16 protein-coding genes and 2 tRNA genes are annotated in these 14,922 nt (G+C 69.4%); 5 read left to right on the forward strand and 13 right to left on the reverse strand.

The features are described from left to right. Positions 1-104: 104 nt before the first annotated feature. From F8O02_RS01155 to F8O02_RS01160, 3 genes are read right to left on the reverse strand one after another with little or no spacing between them, the layout of a single operon-like run. Entirely contained in the window at positions 105-752 is a 648-nt protein-coding gene (locus F8O02_RS01155; protein WP_158035346.1) for an anthranilate synthase component II, read from the reverse strand. After that, positions 752-907 (reverse strand): hypothetical protein, encoded by a 156-nt coding sequence (locus tag F8O02_RS08955; protein WP_179416243.1) that lies wholly within the window; start codon positions 905-907, stop codon positions 752-754. Before F8O02_RS08955 ends, F8O02_RS01155 begins: the two co-directional genes overlap by 1 nt. 9 nt (positions 908-916) lie before the next feature. Beyond that, positions 917-1,720: a class E sortase gene (locus F8O02_RS01160; RefSeq protein ID WP_225734047.1), complete on the reverse strand. Its 804-nt coding sequence runs from the start codon at positions 1,718-1,720 to the stop codon at positions 917-919. Between the two features lie 50 nt (positions 1,721-1,770). Here F8O02_RS01160 and F8O02_RS01165 point away from each other — a divergent pair, with 50 nt between their 5' ends. Further along, positions 1,771-2,031 carry a cell division protein CrgA gene (locus F8O02_RS01165; RefSeq protein ID WP_158035347.1) on the forward strand — a complete coding sequence of 87 codons (261 nt, stop codon included), beginning with the start codon at positions 1,771-1,773 and terminating at the stop codon, positions 2,029-2,031. 202 nt (positions 2,032-2,233) lie between these two features. Here F8O02_RS01165 and F8O02_RS01170 read toward each other — a convergent pair whose 3' ends face one another. After that, positions 2,234-2,965, reverse strand: coding sequence for a rhomboid family intramembrane serine protease (locus tag F8O02_RS01170; protein WP_179416242.1), 732 nt, complete (start codon positions 2,963-2,965; stop codon positions 2,234-2,236). A 1-nt stretch (position 2,966) separates the two neighbouring features. Next, positions 2,967-3,506: a peptidylprolyl isomerase gene (locus tag F8O02_RS01175; RefSeq protein ID WP_158035349.1), complete on the reverse strand. Its 540-nt coding sequence runs from the start codon at positions 3,504-3,506 to the stop codon at positions 2,967-2,969. Between the two features lie 71 nt (positions 3,507-3,577). Between F8O02_RS01175 and F8O02_RS08960 the strand changes: the two genes are divergently transcribed. From F8O02_RS08960 to F8O02_RS08965, 4 genes are all read left to right on the forward strand, one after another. After that, positions 3,578-4,165, forward strand: a complete 588-nt coding sequence (locus tag F8O02_RS08960) for a hypothetical protein (RefSeq protein ID WP_179416241.1) — start codon at positions 3,578-3,580, stop codon at positions 4,163-4,165. Positions 4,166-4,433: 268 nt separating this feature from the next. After that, complete coding sequence (locus tag F8O02_RS01185) at positions 4,434-5,519, forward strand: 2,3-butanediol dehydrogenase (RefSeq protein ID WP_158035350.1); 1,086 nt, start codon at positions 4,434-4,436, stop codon at positions 5,517-5,519. A 164-nt stretch (positions 5,520-5,683) separates the two neighbouring features. Beyond that, on the forward strand, positions 5,684-6,112 hold the full coding sequence (locus tag F8O02_RS01190) for a type II toxin-antitoxin system RelE/ParE family toxin (RefSeq protein ID WP_158035351.1): 429 nt from the start codon (positions 5,684-5,686) through the stop codon (positions 6,110-6,112). Then, positions 6,109-6,249: a hypothetical protein gene (locus tag F8O02_RS08965; RefSeq protein ID WP_179416240.1), complete on the forward strand. Its 141-nt coding sequence runs from the start codon at positions 6,109-6,111 to the stop codon at positions 6,247-6,249. The genes F8O02_RS01190 and F8O02_RS08965 overlap by 4 nt, the downstream gene beginning before the upstream one ends. Positions 6,250-6,350: 101 nt before the next feature. Here the strand turns inward: F8O02_RS08965 and F8O02_RS01195 are convergent. The 8 genes from F8O02_RS01195 to dnaN all read right to left on the reverse strand — a co-directional run bounded on the left by F8O02_RS01195 (position 6,351) and on the right by dnaN (position 14,701). Next, positions 6,351-6,423 (reverse strand) — tRNA-Ala (locus F8O02_RS01195). Between the two features lie 122 nt (positions 6,424-6,545). Then, positions 6,546-6,622: transfer RNA gene (locus tag F8O02_RS01200), tRNA-Ile, on the reverse strand. A 74-nt stretch (positions 6,623-6,696) separates the two neighbouring features. Continuing rightward, on the reverse strand, positions 6,697-7,110 hold the full coding sequence (locus F8O02_RS01205) for a DUF3566 domain-containing protein (protein ID WP_158035352.1): 414 nt from the start codon (positions 7,108-7,110) through the stop codon (positions 6,697-6,699). Between the two features lie 14 nt (positions 7,111-7,124). Next, positions 7,125-9,686: a DNA gyrase subunit A gene (gene gyrA, locus F8O02_RS01210; protein WP_158035353.1), complete on the reverse strand. Its 2,562-nt coding sequence runs from the start codon at positions 9,684-9,686 to the stop codon at positions 7,125-7,127. 77 nt (positions 9,687-9,763) lie between these two features. Continuing rightward, a complete protein-coding gene (gene gyrB / locus F8O02_RS01215; protein WP_158035354.1) occupies positions 9,764-11,710 on the reverse strand; it encodes a DNA topoisomerase (ATP-hydrolyzing) subunit B in 1,947 nt (648 codons plus the stop codon). Between the two features lie 203 nt (positions 11,711-11,913). Next, the gene (locus F8O02_RS01220) at positions 11,914-12,387 is read right to left on the reverse strand and encodes a DUF721 domain-containing protein (RefSeq protein ID WP_158035355.1); all 474 of its coding nucleotides are present in this window, start codon (positions 12,385-12,387) and stop codon (positions 11,914-11,916) included. After that, positions 12,380-13,549 (reverse strand): DNA replication/repair protein RecF, encoded by a 1,170-nt coding sequence (gene recF, locus F8O02_RS01225; protein ID WP_158035356.1) that lies wholly within the window; start codon positions 13,547-13,549, stop codon positions 12,380-12,382. Before recF ends, F8O02_RS01220 begins: the two co-directional genes overlap by 8 nt. A 12-nt stretch (positions 13,550-13,561) precedes the next feature. Beyond that, the gene (gene dnaN / locus F8O02_RS01230) at positions 13,562-14,701 is read right to left on the reverse strand and encodes a DNA polymerase III subunit beta (RefSeq protein ID WP_158035357.1); all 1,140 of its coding nucleotides are present in this window, start codon (positions 14,699-14,701) and stop codon (positions 13,562-13,564) included. Between the last annotated feature and the right edge of the window lie 221 nt (positions 14,702-14,922).

Genomic DNA, 14,922 nt, shown 5'->3' on the forward strand with positions numbered 1-14,922 from the left:
GACGACACGGCTGACCGATCAGGGATCAGGAGGTGCCCACGCCGTCCACGGGCAGGTGGCGTGCGGTGGCTGGATGAGGATGACCGCCGCACGCCCGCCCGAGGTCAGGCGTCGCGGGCGGCGATCATCGGGCTCAGCCGCGCGGCGCGCTCCGCAGCGCCCCGCTGGCCGGTGCGCTCGAGCCAGTTGCCCAGCTGCCGGTGGCCGTGCTCGGTGAGCACCGACTCGGGATGGTACTGCACGCCCCACAGCGGCAGCTCGCGGTGCTGCAGGGCCATGATCACGCCGTCGTCGGTGCGGGCGGTGACCTCGAGCTCGTCGGGCACCGTGCCGTCCATGACCGCGAGCGAGTGGTATCTGGTGGCTCGAAAGCGCTCCGGCACCCCGGCGAACAGCGGCACGTCCGGCTCGTGGACGATGGTGCTCAGGCGGCCGTGCATGAGCCGCTCGGCGCGGTCCACACGGCCGCCGAAGACCTCCGCGAGCGCCTGGTGGCCCAGACACACGCCGAGCATGGGCAGCTCGCGCTCGGCGGCACGCCGGATCGCCTGCTGGCTGATCCCGGCGTCGCAGGGCGCGCCCGGGCCGGGGGAGACGAGCAGGCCGTCCACGGCGGCGATCGCTCGGTCGAGCCCGGCGGCATCGAGGGCGTCGTTGCGCACGACGGTCGTGTGCGCGCCCAGCTGGCGCAGGTACCCGACGATCGTGTAGACGAAGCTGTCGTAGTTGTCGATGACCAGGATCTCGCTCATCAGCCGACCGTCACCTCCCCGGTGTCGACGAGGGTGTTGACCCAGGGGAACACCACCCAGTTGAGCAGCGCGAGCACCCCGGTGAGCAGGGCGAGCGCCTCGAGCGTCTTCACGGGCCAGGGGCCGGGGAGGATGCGCCAGATCAGTGCGTACATGTGTGTCCTCTACTGCAGATAGTCGAGCACCGCGGGTCGTCCCGCGGCGCGCGGGGTGAAGCGGTCGAGCACGGCGTACGAGATGAGCCGCTCGCCGTTGGTGAAGGGGTAGGGGTTGCAGGTGGTGAGGGTCAGCAGCCGGGCGTCCGGGGCGGTCGTCTGCCGGGGGACGGGGTCGAGCACGTCGACCGCGCTGTCCATGACGTACTCGCTGTTGCGGTAGCGATAGTCATACCAGCCGTCCGCGGTCTCGACCACGATGTGGTCGCCCACGGTCAGGCTGTCGACATAGCGCAGGCTCGCGCCGTAGCCGCCTCTGTGACCGGCCACGGCGAAGTTGCCCACCTGCCCCTGCAGCTGCGTGGTCGGGTACCAGCCGAGCCCCATCTTGTCGAGCACCTCTTTCTTCTCGACGCCGCGCGCGATCGGGCGCTGCCAGGTGTCGCCGAGGCGCTGGACGTACATGACGCCGAACTGGTCGTGTCCCTGTGGCGTGACGGAGGGGTCGTCGGGCTCCGCGGTGCTCTCGGTGCTCCCGTCGCCGGTCTGGTCCGCCCACTGCTGGGCGAGCTCTCCGGCCGCCTGCTCCTGCTGTCGGTCGACGCTCGCGTCATTGACCCAGAGCTTCCAGCCGATGAACAGCAGCACGAGCACGCCGGCGGTGAGCATGAGCTCGCCGATCACCCCCACGACCACACGCCACGGGGCGATGCGCCCGGCGTCCGGCCGACCCCCGCGCGGACGCCTGGCGGGCTCCGCCTCGCGCGCGCGCAGCTCGCGACGGGTGGGCACGCGGCGCTCGTCACCGTTCACGTGGATCGGTCCTCCTCCGGCCCACAACGTGTGGGGTACACTGAGTGTCCGTGACCAAGAACGCGAAGCAGAACTCCGACGGTCGGGCCGACTCCGTCGCGCCCCACGGCCATCAGACCCCGAAGCCGAACGCGCTCTGGTTCAAGATCGTGATGTTCGGGCTGATGATCATCGGCCTGCTCTGGATCATCGTCTTCTATATTAGCTTCGACAAGCACTGGCCGATCCCCTCGATCGGTAACTGGAACATCCTGGTCGGCTTCGGCATCCTCATGGCCGGCTTCCTGATGACCACCCGCTGGCGCTCCTGAGTCAGACCAGCGCCCTCTGAGGCACCGAGCCGATGCACGAGCGCGTCCACGCACAACGGCTTTCCCACACATCCGGGCGAGCGCCGCAGCCCACGTCGCCAGGCCGGGCACGGCCACCCCAGGGCTGCCACGGCCTGCATACGGCCGCCAAGCCACCCCGCACCGCAGGAAGGCCCGGGCCCCGGTCGAACGCCGCGGCGTCTCAGCCGAACGCCCGCACCCAGACCACCTGCGGAGTGATCCAGAACAATACGGCCATCACCGCCCCGAGCAGCACGAAGTAGCCGATCATCGCGCGACGATCCCTCGATCTCCGCGTCTCGGCGAGGATGAGCCCCACCAGCGCGCCCGTCACCAGGCCGCCCAGGTGCGTCTGCCAGGAGACCCCGCCGGCGAACAGTCCGTAGATGAAGTTGATGGCCACGAGCACGAGCAGCTGGGTGGTCTGCCCGCCCATGCTCCGCTGGATGATCAGCAGCGCGGCCATCATCGCGAACAGCGCGCCCGAGGCGCCCACGACCGCGTAGCCGGGCGCCAGGATGTACGCACCCAGCGCGCCGCCGACGAGACCGAACAGATACAGGGTGAGGAAGCGTCCCCGGCCGATCATCGGCTCGAGCATCACCCCGAAGATCCACAGGGTGTACATGTTCAGCAGCAGGTGCCAGGGGATCAGGCTCGCGGTCGAGTGGACGAACCCGTAGGTGAGGATGCGCCAGGGCTCGAACGGCACGAGCCCGGAGAACGCTGCGGCCGGCCCGGACAGGAACACTCCGCCGATCGCGACGCTGTCGAGCTCCATCAGCGCGGTGAAGCCGGGCCACGCCAGCTGCAGCAGGTAGGCGGCCACGCAGAGGATGATCAGCGTGTAGCTGACGACGGGTGCGCCGGGGCGCGCGAACGCCCGGCGCACCCGCTGTGCGAGTGCGGCCACGTCAGGCCTTCGCGACGTCGATGCCGGTGATGACCACGTCGTCCACGGGACGGTCGGCGCCCTGGGTCGGCACGGCGGCGATCTCGTCGACGACCTTGCGCGAGGCGTCATCGGCGACCTCGCCGAAGATCGTGTGGTGGCCGTTCAGCCACGGCGTGGCGTCGACTGTGATGAAGAATTGCGAGCCGTTGGTGCCGTGCCCCATGCGCCTGCCGGCGTTCGCCATGGCGAGCAGGTAGGGGCGGTCGAACTGCAGCTCGGGGTGGATCTCGTCGTCGAAGACGTAGCCGGGACCGCCGGTGCCGGTGCCGATCGGGTCGCCACCCTGGATCATGAAACCGGGGATGACCCGGTGGAACACCACGTTCTCGTACAGCGGCGTGCTCTTCTGCTCGCCGGTGGCCGGATCCTTCCACTCCCGCTCGCCCGTGGCGAGGCCGACGAAGTTCTCGACGGTCTTCGGCGCGTGGAACCCGAAGAGGTTCACGACGATGTCGCCGTGGTTCGTGTGGATGGTCGCGGTATGGGTCTGCTGAGTCATGCCCCGATTCTCCCACACTCGTGCTCGGCGCCGACGAGCGGATGGCACAATGAGAGCGAGGAGGTCACACCATGGCAGACAGGGCTGCGAAGAAGGGCCGCGAAGCGGCCGAGAGCGTCACCGACACCGTCGTCGACGGGGTCGCACAGGGCATCGGCCAGCTGCGCTCACGGCTGGATCGCGCACTGGACGAGGTCGAGCGGTTCACCGACTCGACCGTGCGCCCGCTGGCGCAGAAGGGGGCAGAGAAGGCCGGCGAGGCCACGCAGGCGGCACGGGAGCGCCTCGTCTCCGACGTGCTGCCCGCGGCGAGCGCCGCGGTCGCACAGGCCCGCTCCGTGCTGGACGGCGCCCGGGGCGGCGACGTGGCGCGTCAGGCGTCGCAGGTCGTCGCCGACGGGGTGAGCCGAGCCGGTGCGGTGGCCCGCCAGGCGCGCGACACGGCACGATCGACGGCGAAGGACGCCGCCCGGGCCGCGACCGACACCATCGCCGAGCGGCTGCCGGTGCCGCGTCGCCGCAAGCGGCATGTGCTGCGGTGGACGCTGATCGGCGTGGCCGGGGTCGCCGCGATCGCCATCGGGGTCACCGTCGCCCGCTCGCTGACCCTGGCCGACGAGCACTGGATCGGTCTGGACGACGAGATCGACGCACGCTGATCGACGCACGCCGACCGTGTCACCCGACACGGTCGGACCACAGCGCCGCGGGAGTGTCCCATTTCGACACATTCCCGCGGCGCTGTCACGTTCCGCCCCCGGATGCCCGTTCTGTTCCGAGACGCCCCTGCCTACACTCGATCGTGAACCCGGATGTCACCGTCCGCAGACGAGCAGATTCGCCGAGCGAGCCGACGTCCGGGGCGACGGGCACGGCCATCGGGCGGTGTCCCGCCGATCACTGAGAATGGGCGACAAGGAGGCTCAGTTGAAGGCAGCACGCTATTACGACAACCACGACATCCGCATCGAGGACATCCCCGAGCAGAAGCTCGAGCCCGGCACGGTGCGCATCGACGTGGCCTGGTGCGGCATCTGCGGCACCGACCTGCACGAGTACCTGGACGGGCCGATCTTCTGCCCGCCGAAGGGGCATCCGCATCCGATCTCGGGCGAGGAGAGCCCGGTCACGCTCGGCCATGAGTTCTCGGGCGTGATCAGCGAGGTCGGCGAGGGCGTCGACGACCTGAAGGTCGGCGACCACGTCGTCGTCGAGCCATACATCGTCGGCGACGACGTGTACACCGGCCCGGAGAGCAAGGACTACCACCTCTCGAAGGACATGAACTTCATCGGTCTGGCCGGACGCGGCGGCGGCCTGTCGGAGAACATCGTCGTGCGCCGTCGCTGGGTGCACAAGATCGACTCGAAGCTGCCGCTGGACGAGGCCGCGCTCATCGAGCCGCTGTCGGTCGCCTACCACGCGGTCGAGCGCTCGGGCGCGAAGGAGGGCCAGACCGCCCTGGTCGGCGGCGCCGGCCCGATCGGCCTGCTCACCGCCACCGTGCTGCACGCCCTCGGTCTGAAGGTCTACATCTCCGAGCTCAGCCCGCTGCGCCGGCAGAAGGCCCTCGATGCCGGCGTCGTCGACGAGGCGTTCAACCCGGCCGAGGTCGACGTGGTGGAGGAGGTGCGCAAGCGCACAGACGGCAAGGGCGCCGACGTCGCCTTCGAGTGCACGAGCGTGCAGGTCGTGTTCGACACGCTGATGGACGCGGTGCGCCCGACCGGCGTGATCGTGGTCGTGTCGATCTGGGGCAGGAAGGCCCAGTTCGACATGCACAAGCTCGTGATGAAGGAGCTCGACGTGCGCGGCACGATCGGCTACGTCAACACGCACCCCAAGACGATCGCTCTGGTCGAGAGCGGCAAGGTCGACCTCAAGCCGTTCATCACCAAGAAGATCGCGCTCGAGCACCTCGTCGACGAGGGCTTCGACACGCTGATCAACCACAACGAGACCGCGGTGAAGATCCTGGTCTCGCCGTCGGGCAAGGGCCTCGACGAGAAGTGAGTCAGACGCGGCCGCCCCGACATCGCTGACGGGCGGCCGCTGACGGCGCCATGACGGCGGGTCACGGGGCAGACGCCTCGTGGCCCGCCGTTCGCGTGTGCGGCTGGAGACGACCGAGCGCGGGCGCGCGTGCGAGTTGCACGATCCTCCAGTCTGGATGCCACATGAGACGCCGTGGCAACCGCGACAGACACAGGCCTGAGTCGACATCATCCCTGGTCTGTGTCGGCGACGTGTCTGAGAAGGTGCGGTTCGGGGAAGACGTGCAGTCGTGGGGTCTGGGACTGGATGACGAGACGTACGACCTGGTCGCTGCCGCGATCACCCGGCTGGAGACCGAAGGGCCCACGCACGGGCGACCGACAGCGGATCGGATCAGAGGTTCTCGCCATCACGACATGAAGGAGCTGCGTCCAAGATCGGCGGGGCGCAGCGAGATCAGGATTCTGTTCGCGTTCGATCCGAAGCCCCGCGCCATCCCGCCCATCGCAGGAGACAGGGCAGGCAGATGGAGGCAGTGGCACGGCGTGAACACCCCGATCGCCGATGACCGGTTCGATGAGGGGCTGACGAACGGGGGAGGAATGAGATGAGCGTCAGGACGACGACCACCGCTTGGAGCGACGTGCGCGCCAAGCGCCCCGTCGACGAGGCCCTCGGTGGCATCGTGGAGGTCACTGCCGCCTTCGGCAGCCGCAAGGTCGTTCTCTCCACCAAGGCGCAGGTCTAGGGTCGATCTTTAAAGGGCGCACCCCTCCACCTCGTGGAGCCTTTCACCGTCACGACAGGAGGGAACACTCGGTCAGGGGATTCGGCTGCCCCTGGGGATCGTGGAGCCTAGGGGAATCGAACCCCTGACCTCCTGCTTGCAAAGCAGGCGCTCTACCAATTGAGCTAAGGCCCCGTGCCCGAGCCGAGTGACCGCGGCTCGAGTTTCCTCGCGCTTCCTCCGGACACGACGGAGGAGGCGGGATGCTCATCGCCGGCGGGATCGAGAACCACGTTCACGCGGGATCCGACCGGAACTGGTGGGCCTACCTGGACTTGAACCAGGGACCTCTTCGTTATCAGCGAAGCGCTCTAACCACCTGAGCTATAGGCCCGTTTCACAGCACCAGATGAGTTTACAACAGGTCTGGCGCCGCAGGCAAATCACGCCACGGGGGCACGACCGCCCTCACCGCACGTTGCTGAACGTGAGCTTCAGACCGCCGACGATGCGCGCGATGGCATTGTAGATCACCGCGCACAGCCCGCCGAACAGCGTGCCGAAGATGATGGTGACGATGCCTGCGAGCACTGACAGCCCCATCACCCGGCCGAAGCTGAAGATGCGCGCGACGTTCTCGGCGCCGTCGCTGCTCGTCGTCGACAGCAGGTCGTTGATCGGCTGGAACAGGCCGAGCTGCGACACGAACAGCCAGGTGAGCAGGGCCAGCACGAGGCCCACGATCGCCAGGGCGATCGAGACCAGGAACGAGACCTTGAAAGCCGACCACACGTTCACCGCGACGAGTCGCAGGTGCACGAGCCGACGGCCCTGCGCCGGCCGGTTCGCCGTGGACCCCGACATGGGGGCGATGCTGTTCATCTTCCTGGTTCCTCTCACTGCTGCGCCGGGGCGGACGCGTCGGCCGCGTCATCCCGCACCACGTCGGCCGTCTCCCCCACGTCCGCCTCGTCGAGTGCGCGCTCCTCGTTGCGCGCCACGGAGATGACGCGGTCACGCCCCTCGACTCGGGCGAAGACGACTCCCATCGTATCGCGCCCCTTGGCGGGCACCTCATCGACCGCGGAGCGGATGACCTTGCCTCCGGCGAGCACCACGAGCACCTCGTCGTGCTCCGACACGATGAGCGCTCCGGCGAGCTCGCCGCGGTCGTCGTTGAGCTTGGCCACCTTGATGCCCTTGCCACCACGGCCCTGCACCCGGTACTGGTCGACCGCGGTGCGCTTGGCGTACCCGCCCTGGGTGACGACGAACACGAACTGGTCGCTCGGGTCGACCCCGGCGGGGATGACGCTCGCCGACAGCAGGGCGTCGCCCTCGCGGAACGTCATGCCCTTCACCCCGGACGTGTCGCGACCCATCGGGCGCAGCGTGTCGTCGTCGGCGGTGAAGCGCAGGCTGAGCCCCTGCCGCGACACGAGGATGATGTCGTCGCCGGGATCGGCGAGCATCGCCGAGACGAGCTCGTCGCCCTCGCGCAGGTTCACCGCGATGAGCCCAGCCGAGCGAGGCGAGTCGTACGCGTCCAGGCGGGTCTTCTTGACGAGTCCGCGCCGCGTGGCGAGCACGAGGTAGCGCGCCTGATCGTAGCCGGAGATGTCGATCACCTGCGCGATCGTCTCGTCCGGGGCCAGGGCGAGCAGGTTCGCCACGTGCTGACCCTTCGAGTCGCGGCCGGCCTCCGGCACCTCATACGTCTTGGCCCGGTAAACCCGCCCGGTATTCGTGAAGAACAACAGCCAATGGTGGGTGGTGGTCACGAACAGGTGCTCGACGACGTCGTCCGCGCGCAGCTGGGCGCCCTTGATCCCCTTGCCACCGCGGTGCTGCGAGCGGTAGCTGTCGACCTTCGTGCGCTTGATGTAGCCGCCGCGGGTCATGGTGACGACGACCTGCTCCTCGGGGATGAGATCCTCGACCGACATGTCGCCGTCATAGCCGTACTCGATGGTGGTGCGCCGCTCGTCGCCGTACCGGTCGACGATCTCGCCGAGCTCCTCGCCGACGATCTCGCGCTGCCGGACAGGGCTGGCGAGGATCTCGTGGTACTCGCCGATGCGCTCCTGCAGCTCGGTGTACTCATCGGTGATCTTCTGCCGCTCGAGGGCGGCCAGCTGGCGCAGCTGCATGTTCAGGATGGCCCGCGCCTGCAGGTCGTCGATGGCCAGCAGCGTCTTCAGGCCCTCGCGCGCGTCGTCGACGGTGCGCGAGGAGCGGATGAGGGCGATGACCTCGTCGAGCGCGTCGAGCGCCTTCAGATACCCCTCGAGAATGTGGGCGCGCTCCTCGGCCTTGCGCAGTCGGAAGCGGGTGCGGCGCACGATGACGTCGATCTGGTGATCGATCCACAGCGAGATGAACTGGTCGATGGAGAGCGTGCGGGGCACGCCGTCCACCAGGGCGATCATGTTCGCGCCGAAGTTGTCCTGCAGCTGCGTGTGCTTGTACAGGTTGTTGAGCACGACCTTCGCCACGGCGTCGCGCTTGAGCACGATGACTAGGCGCTGGCCGGTGCGGCCCGAGGTCTCGTCGCGGATGTCGGCGATGCCGCTCACCCGGCCGTCCTTGACGAGCTCGGCGATCTTGATCGCGAGGTTGTCGGGGTTGACCTGGTAGGGCAGCTCGGTGATCACCAGACAGGTGCGGTTGTGGATCTCCTCGATGCTCACCACGGCGCGCATCGTGATCGAGCCGCGCCCGGTACGGTACGCCTGCTCGATGCCCCTGCGGCCGAGGATCAGCGCGCCGGTGGGGAAGTCCGGGCCCTTGATCCGCTCGATCAGCGCGTCCTGCAGCTCCTCGCGGGTGGCGTCCGGGTGTGCGAGCGCCCACTGCACGCCGTCGGCGACCTCGCGGAGATTGTGCGGCGGGATGTTCGTGGCCATGCCGACGGCGATGCCGACCGAGCCGTTGACGAGCAGGTTCGGGAACCGGCTCGGCAGCACGGTCGGCTCCTGGGTCTTGCCGTCGTAGTTGTCCTCGAAGTCGACGGTTTCCTCGTCGATGTCGCGCACGAGCTCGAGCGCGAGCGGCGCCATCTTCGTCTCGGTGTACCGGGGCGCGGCGGCGGGGTCATTGCCCGGGGAGCCGAAGTTGCCCTGGCCGAGCGCGAGCGGGTAGCGCATGCTCCACGGCTGCACGAGGCGCACGAGGGTGTCGTAGATGGCCGAGTCGCCGTGCGGGTGGTACTGGCCCATGACCTCGCCGACGACGCGCGAGCACTTGTTGAACCCCTTGTCAGGGCGGTACCCGCCGTCGAACATGCCGTAGATGACCCGGCGGTGCACCGGCTTGAGCCCGTCGCGCACGTCCGGCAGCGCCCGTCCCACGATCACGCTCATCGCGTAGTCGAGATACGACTTCTGCATCTCGGTGTTGAGATCGACCGGCGAGATCCTCCCGTGATTGTGCGGGGTCTCGGTCATGTCGTCTGCCATCGTCCTCTTGTCTCCTGTTCCGGCTGCCTGTGGCGGATGTCGTGGGCGCCGCCGCGGTCATCGCCGCGGCCGGCGCGTCAGATGTCCAGGAAGCGCACGTCCTTGGCGTTCGTCTGGATGAACGTGCGCCGGGCGTCGACGTCCTCGCCCATCAGCACCGAGAACACCTCGTCGGCCTTCGCCGCGTCATCGAGCCGCACCTGCAGCAGCGTGCGCGTCTCCGGGTTCATCGTGGTCTCCCACAGCTCCTCGTAGTTCATCTCGCCGAGGCCCTTGTAGCGCTGGATGCCGGCGTCCTTCGGCAGCCGGTGCCCGGCGGCCCGCCCGGCGGCGAGCAGCTCGTCGCGCTCCTCGTCGGAGTAGGCGAACTCGTGGTCACGGTCGCTCCACTTCAGTCGGTACAGCGGCGGCTGGGCCAGGAACACGTTGCCGTGCTCGATGAGCGGTCGCATGTAGCGGAAGAAGAACGTCAGCAGCAGCGTCGCGATGTGCGCACCGTCGACGTCCGCATCGCTCATCACCACGATCTTGTGGTAGCGCAGCTTGTCGTAGTCGAACTCCTCGCCGATGCCCGCGCCGAACGCGGTAATCATCGCCTGGATCTCGTTGTTCTGCAGCGCCCGGTCGAGCCGGGCCTTCTCGACGTTGAGGATCTTGCCGCGCAGCGGCAGGATCGCCTGCGTCTCCGGGTTGCGCCCCTGCACGGCCGAGCCGCCGGCCGAGTCGCCCTCGACCAGGAAGATCTCGCAGATCTCGGCGTGCTTCGACGAGCAGTCCTTGAGCTTGCCCGGCATGCCGCCGGACTCCAGCACGCTCTTGCGCCGGGTCGCCTCGCGGGCCTTGCGGGCGGCGACCCGCGCCTGGGAGGCCTGCATCCCCTTGCGGATGATGTCCTTCGCCTGCTGCGGGTTGCGGTCGAACCAGTCGGTCAGCTGCTCACCGGTGACCTTCTGCACGAACGCCTTGGCCTCGGTGTTGCCGAGCTTCGTCTTGGTCTGCCCCTCGAACTGGGGCTCGGCGAGCTTGATCGAGATGACCGCGGTGAGCCCCTCGCGCACGTCGTCGCCGGTGAGGTTGTCGTCCTTGTCCTTGAGGATGCCCTTGTCGCGCCCGTACCGGTTGATCAGCGAGGTCAGCGCCGCGCGGAAGCCCTCCTCGTGCGTGCCGCCCTCGTACGTGTTGATCGTGTTCGCGTACGTGTGCACGCTCTCCGTGTACCCGGTGGTCCACTGCATGGCGACCTCGAGCGACATGCCGCGCTCGGCGTCCTCGGCCTCGAAGTCGATGATCGGGTCGTTGATGACCTCGGCCTTCTTCGCGGCGTTGAGGAACTCGACGTAGTCGGTCAGCCCCCGGTCGTACCGGTAGCGCACGCTCACCGGCTCCTCGCCGCGCTCGTCGGTGAGCGTGATCGTCAGCCCCTTGTTGAGGAAGGCGACCTGCTGGAACCGCTGCCGCAGCGTCTCGAAGTCGAAGCGGGTCGTCTCGAAGATCTCCGGGTCCGGCCAGAAGGTCTGCGAGGTGCCCGTCTCGTCGGTCGCCTCGCCCATCTCGATCGGGGCGATCGGGGCCCCGCCGTCATGGAACGACTGCCGCCAGACGTGGCCGTCGCGCCGCACCACGGTGTCGACCCGGGTGGAGAGCGCGTTGACCACGGAGATGCCGACGCCGTGCAGGCCACCGGAGACCGAGTAACCGCCGCCGCCGAACTTGCCGCCGGCGTGCAGCACCGTCATGACGACCTCGAGCGTCGAGCGGTGCTCGGTGGGATGCTCCGCGACGGGGATGCCGCGGCCATCGTCGACGACCCGCACGCCGTCGCCCGGCAGCAACGTCACCTCGATGTGCGTCGCATAGCCGGCCAGCGCCTCGTCCACGCCGTTGTCGACGACCTCGTAGACCAGGTGGTGCAGCCCGCGCGGCCCGGTCGAGCCGATGTACATGCCGGGCCGCTTCCGCACCGCCTCGAGCCCCTCGAGGACGGTGATGTCGCTGGCATCGTAGGAATGCTGCTCTGGGGTCATCGCGCTGTGCCGCTCCTGATTCGTCGATGCGACCGGCTGTGGAGAGCACCGGTCAAGCCTGCCCATTCTAGCAGCTTGCAGCCCTCTCCGGCGCGATTCCGGCCCTCTCAGCCATTCACCGGGCACTCGCGTGGATTCACTCCGGACGCCCTCCACACGGCCGAGACGGCGTGTGACGGCCGGTGACGGCGATTCCGCCTCCGCTACCCGTAGGTGTCGCGAGGGCCGCGACCGGGCACCGACCGGATGCCGCGGCGCCACGACGGCGCGTCCGGCCCGATGAAGCGCATGTCGGTGACCTCCACCTCGGGCAGCAGCTCGGCGATCCGGCCGAGCAGACGACTCTTCATCAGGCGCAGGTTCGCCGCCCAGGCGGTCGACTGACAACGCACCTCGACCACCGTGCCGTTGAGCCGGGCGCTCGTGCGCGCGGCGATGTCGTCGCCGACGACCAGACGCCAGTCGACCGCGAGCCGGGCCTTCTCCAGCGTCGGCTCCCAGCCCCGCTCGCGCACCAGCCGGCCCATCACCTGGCCGATGCCGTGCGGATCGCGGCCCGGCGCGAACGGCTCGTCCGAGGGTGAGCCGTCGCCCTGCCGGGCGCGCCGGCGCCGGCCGCCGAACACGCGGCGCATCCGCAGGTAGACGAGCGACGCCTCGTCGCGGATCTCAGCCATCCACGGCCTCCGCCCCGCCGCCGACGATCACCCCGTCGCCGCTGAGCCGGCCGCGGTCGACGTGCACCACGGCAGTCGGCCGGTCGGCGAAGCGCGGCACGTCCTCGAGCACGGCGGCGGTGACGAGCACCTGCTCGTAGCCGGAGGCGAGCCCGATCAGCCGGCCCCGCCGGGCCGCGTCCAGCTCGGCGAACACGTCGTCGAGGATGAGCACGGGGTCGCCGGCGGGCGACACGGCCCGCAACGCCTCGGCGCCGGCCAGGCGCAGGGCCAGCGCCAGCGACCACCCCTCGCCGTGGCTCGCGTACTCCCGGGCGGGCAGCCCGTCGATCGCGAGCAGCAGATCGTCGCGGTGCGGGCCGACCGAGGTGACGCCGCGCTCGAGATCGCGGGGCCGGGCCTCGCGCAGCCGGTCGGCGAACTCGGCGCGCACGGCGGACGCGTCCCCGGCCCCGGCGAGCGCGGCGACCGTGTTCGTGCGCAGCTCGGCCGTCGCCCCGGCGTCAGTGTCGGCGATCAGGTCGTAGAGACGGGCCAGCGGACCGGCGATCGAGCCGACGAGCGCGACCCGCTGCCGCAGGATCGCCGTGCCCAGGTCGACGAGCTGCTCGTCCCACACGTCGAGGGTGCCGAGGCCGCCGGTGCCGACCCGCGAGGCCCGGGCGCTCTTCAGCAGCGTGTTGCGCTGCCGCAACACCCGGTCGTAGCCGCTGATCGTCTCGGCGAGGCGGGGGCGCATGGCCACCGCGAGCTCGTCGAGCATCCGCCGCCGGGTCTCCGGCCCCCCGCGCACCAAGGCGAGGTCCTCAGGCGCGAACAGCACGGTGGCGAGCTGGCCGGCGGCCTCGGCGACCCGACGCGGGGCGCGGCCCACGCGGACGCGATTGGGCGCGTCCCGGTTCAGCTGCGCGTCGAGCTGCAGCTGCCGCCCCTCGTGCAGCACCGTCGCCCGCACGATCGCCTGGTCGCATCCGGCCCGGATGAGCGGCACCGTGGTGGGCACGCGGTGCGAGCCGAACACGGACAGATACCGCACCGCCTCGACGAGGTTCGTCTTGCCCTGGCCGTTGCGCCCGGCGAACACCTGGATGCGCGGCCCGAGCTCGAGGACGGCATGCGTGTAGTTGCGGAAGTCGCGCACCTCCAGCCGCTGCACGTACACGGGTGCCCCGGCTCAGCGCAGCAGGAGGTTCGGCTGCAGCAGGTATTTGAAGGCGCCGGCCTCGACGGCGTCGCGGCTGGTCTGCCCGGTGATGAGCACCGGCCCCGGTTTGTGCGGGTTGTCGGTGCGGGTGAACGCCAGCCGGGCGAACTCGCAGCGGGTGGAGTGCAGCCCGTCGATGAGGAACTGCGGCTTCATCGAGATGACGACCTCGTCACCGGTCAGGAACGCCTCGACCTGCTCGCGGGCCTGGGCCTGGTCGCTGCCGATCGCCTCGAGGGTCACGCCGTCGAGGTTGAAGGTGAACCGCAGCGGGCTCTCGCGGTCGAGCACGAGCGAGACGCGGCGCACCGCGTCGATGAGCTCGGCGGTGTTGACCACCGCGTGGTTCTCGACGCTCTGCGGGAACAGGCGGCGGACGGGCGGGTAGTTGCCCTTGATGAGCAGCGAGGTGACGGTGCGGCGGTTCGCGCTGAAGGCGATGAGCTCGCGATCGTCGTTCTTCACGAGCGCGACGCGCACGTTCCCCTGGTGGGCGAACGTCTTGGCGATCTCGCTGAGCGTGCGGGCCGGCACGAGCGCCTCACCGGTGGTCTCGCCGGTGTTCTCCCACTCGATGCCGCGCACCGCTACCCGGTACCGGTCGGTGGCGAGGAAGGTGAGCTCGCCGGCGGTGATCTCGATCTCCACGCCGGTGATGACGGGGGTGACGTCATCACGGGAGGCGGCCACGGCGACCTGGGCCACGGCGTCCGCGAACCGCTCGCCGTCGACGGTGCCCACCCACTCCGTGATCTGGGGGAGGGTCGGGTACTCCTCGAGCGGCATCGTGTACAGCTCGAACCGTGCGGAGCCGCTGATGACGAGCAGCCGCCCCTCCTCGAGCGAGAGAGTGACGTCGTCGTCGGGCAGTTTCGCCGCGATCTCGGCGAGCAGCCGGCCCGAGACCAGGACGCTGCCCTCGCTCTCGATGTCCGCGGCGACGGCCGTCTGCGAGGAGACCTCGTAGTCGAACGTGGCCAGGTGCAGATCACCGTCATGCGCCTCGAGCAGGATGCCGCTCAGGATCGGCAGCGTCGTCCGCTGCGGCAGCAGCTTGACCGCGAACGACACGGCCTCGGCGAGCAGGTCACGGTTGATCTGGAGTTTCACTGATGCCCTCTTCCCATCTCTGCTCTCGGTTCCGGCAGCCCGTGCAGGGCGCCGGGCGCGCTTCCCGCCGGCCACGTCGGTGGACGTCGTCACCGGGTGACCGGATCGTCTCCCCGCGATCCCTCGTCATGCCTCGGATCAGTCGGCAGAGCGGTCCGACGGAGCGGATCGGGTGGCGACCATGCGGGAGCGGCGTGTTGCGCACGTCATCGTGGGCGGAC

The sequence above is a fragment of the Pseudoclavibacter caeni genome (assembly GCF_008831125.1).
Classification (GTDB): domain Bacteria; phylum Actinomycetota; class Actinomycetes; order Actinomycetales; family Microbacteriaceae; genus Pseudoclavibacter_A; species Pseudoclavibacter_A caeni.

What these genes read in the sequence shown, in the direction of transcription:
- F8O02_RS08955 (WP_179416243.1), bottom strand. Translation starts at nt 907, where the DNA reads ATGTACGCACTGATCTGGCGCATCCTCCCCGGCCCCTGGCCCGTGAAG.
- gyrB (WP_158035354.1), bottom strand. Translation starts at nt 11,710, where the DNA reads ATGACCCCAGAGCAGCATTCCTACGATGCCAGCGACATCACCGTCCTC.
- F8O02_RS01190 (WP_158035351.1), top strand. Translation starts at nt 5,684, where the DNA reads ATGAGACGCCGTGGCAACCGCGACAGACACAGGCCTGAGTCGACATCA.
- F8O02_RS01175 (WP_158035349.1), bottom strand. Translation starts at nt 3,506, where the DNA reads ATGACTCAGCAGACCCATACCGCGACCATCCACACGAACCACGGCGAC.
- F8O02_RS08960 (WP_179416241.1), top strand. Translation starts at nt 3,578, where the DNA reads ATGGCAGACAGGGCTGCGAAGAAGGGCCGCGAAGCGGCCGAGAGCGTC.
- F8O02_RS08965 (WP_179416240.1), top strand. Translation starts at nt 6,109, where the DNA reads ATGAGCGTCAGGACGACGACCACCGCTTGGAGCGACGTGCGCGCCAAG.
- F8O02_RS01220 (WP_158035355.1), bottom strand. Translation starts at nt 12,387, where the DNA reads ATGGCTGAGATCCGCGACGAGGCGTCGCTCGTCTACCTGCGGATGCGC.
- F8O02_RS01205 (WP_158035352.1), bottom strand. Translation starts at nt 7,110, where the DNA reads ATGAACAGCATCGCCCCCATGTCGGGGTCCACGGCGAACCGGCCGGCG.
- F8O02_RS01155 (WP_158035346.1), bottom strand. Translation starts at nt 752, where the DNA reads ATGAGCGAGATCCTGGTCATCGACAACTACGACAGCTTCGTCTACACG.
- gyrA (WP_158035353.1), bottom strand. Translation starts at nt 9,686, where the DNA reads ATGGCAGACGACATGACCGAGACCCCGCACAATCACGGGAGGATCTCG.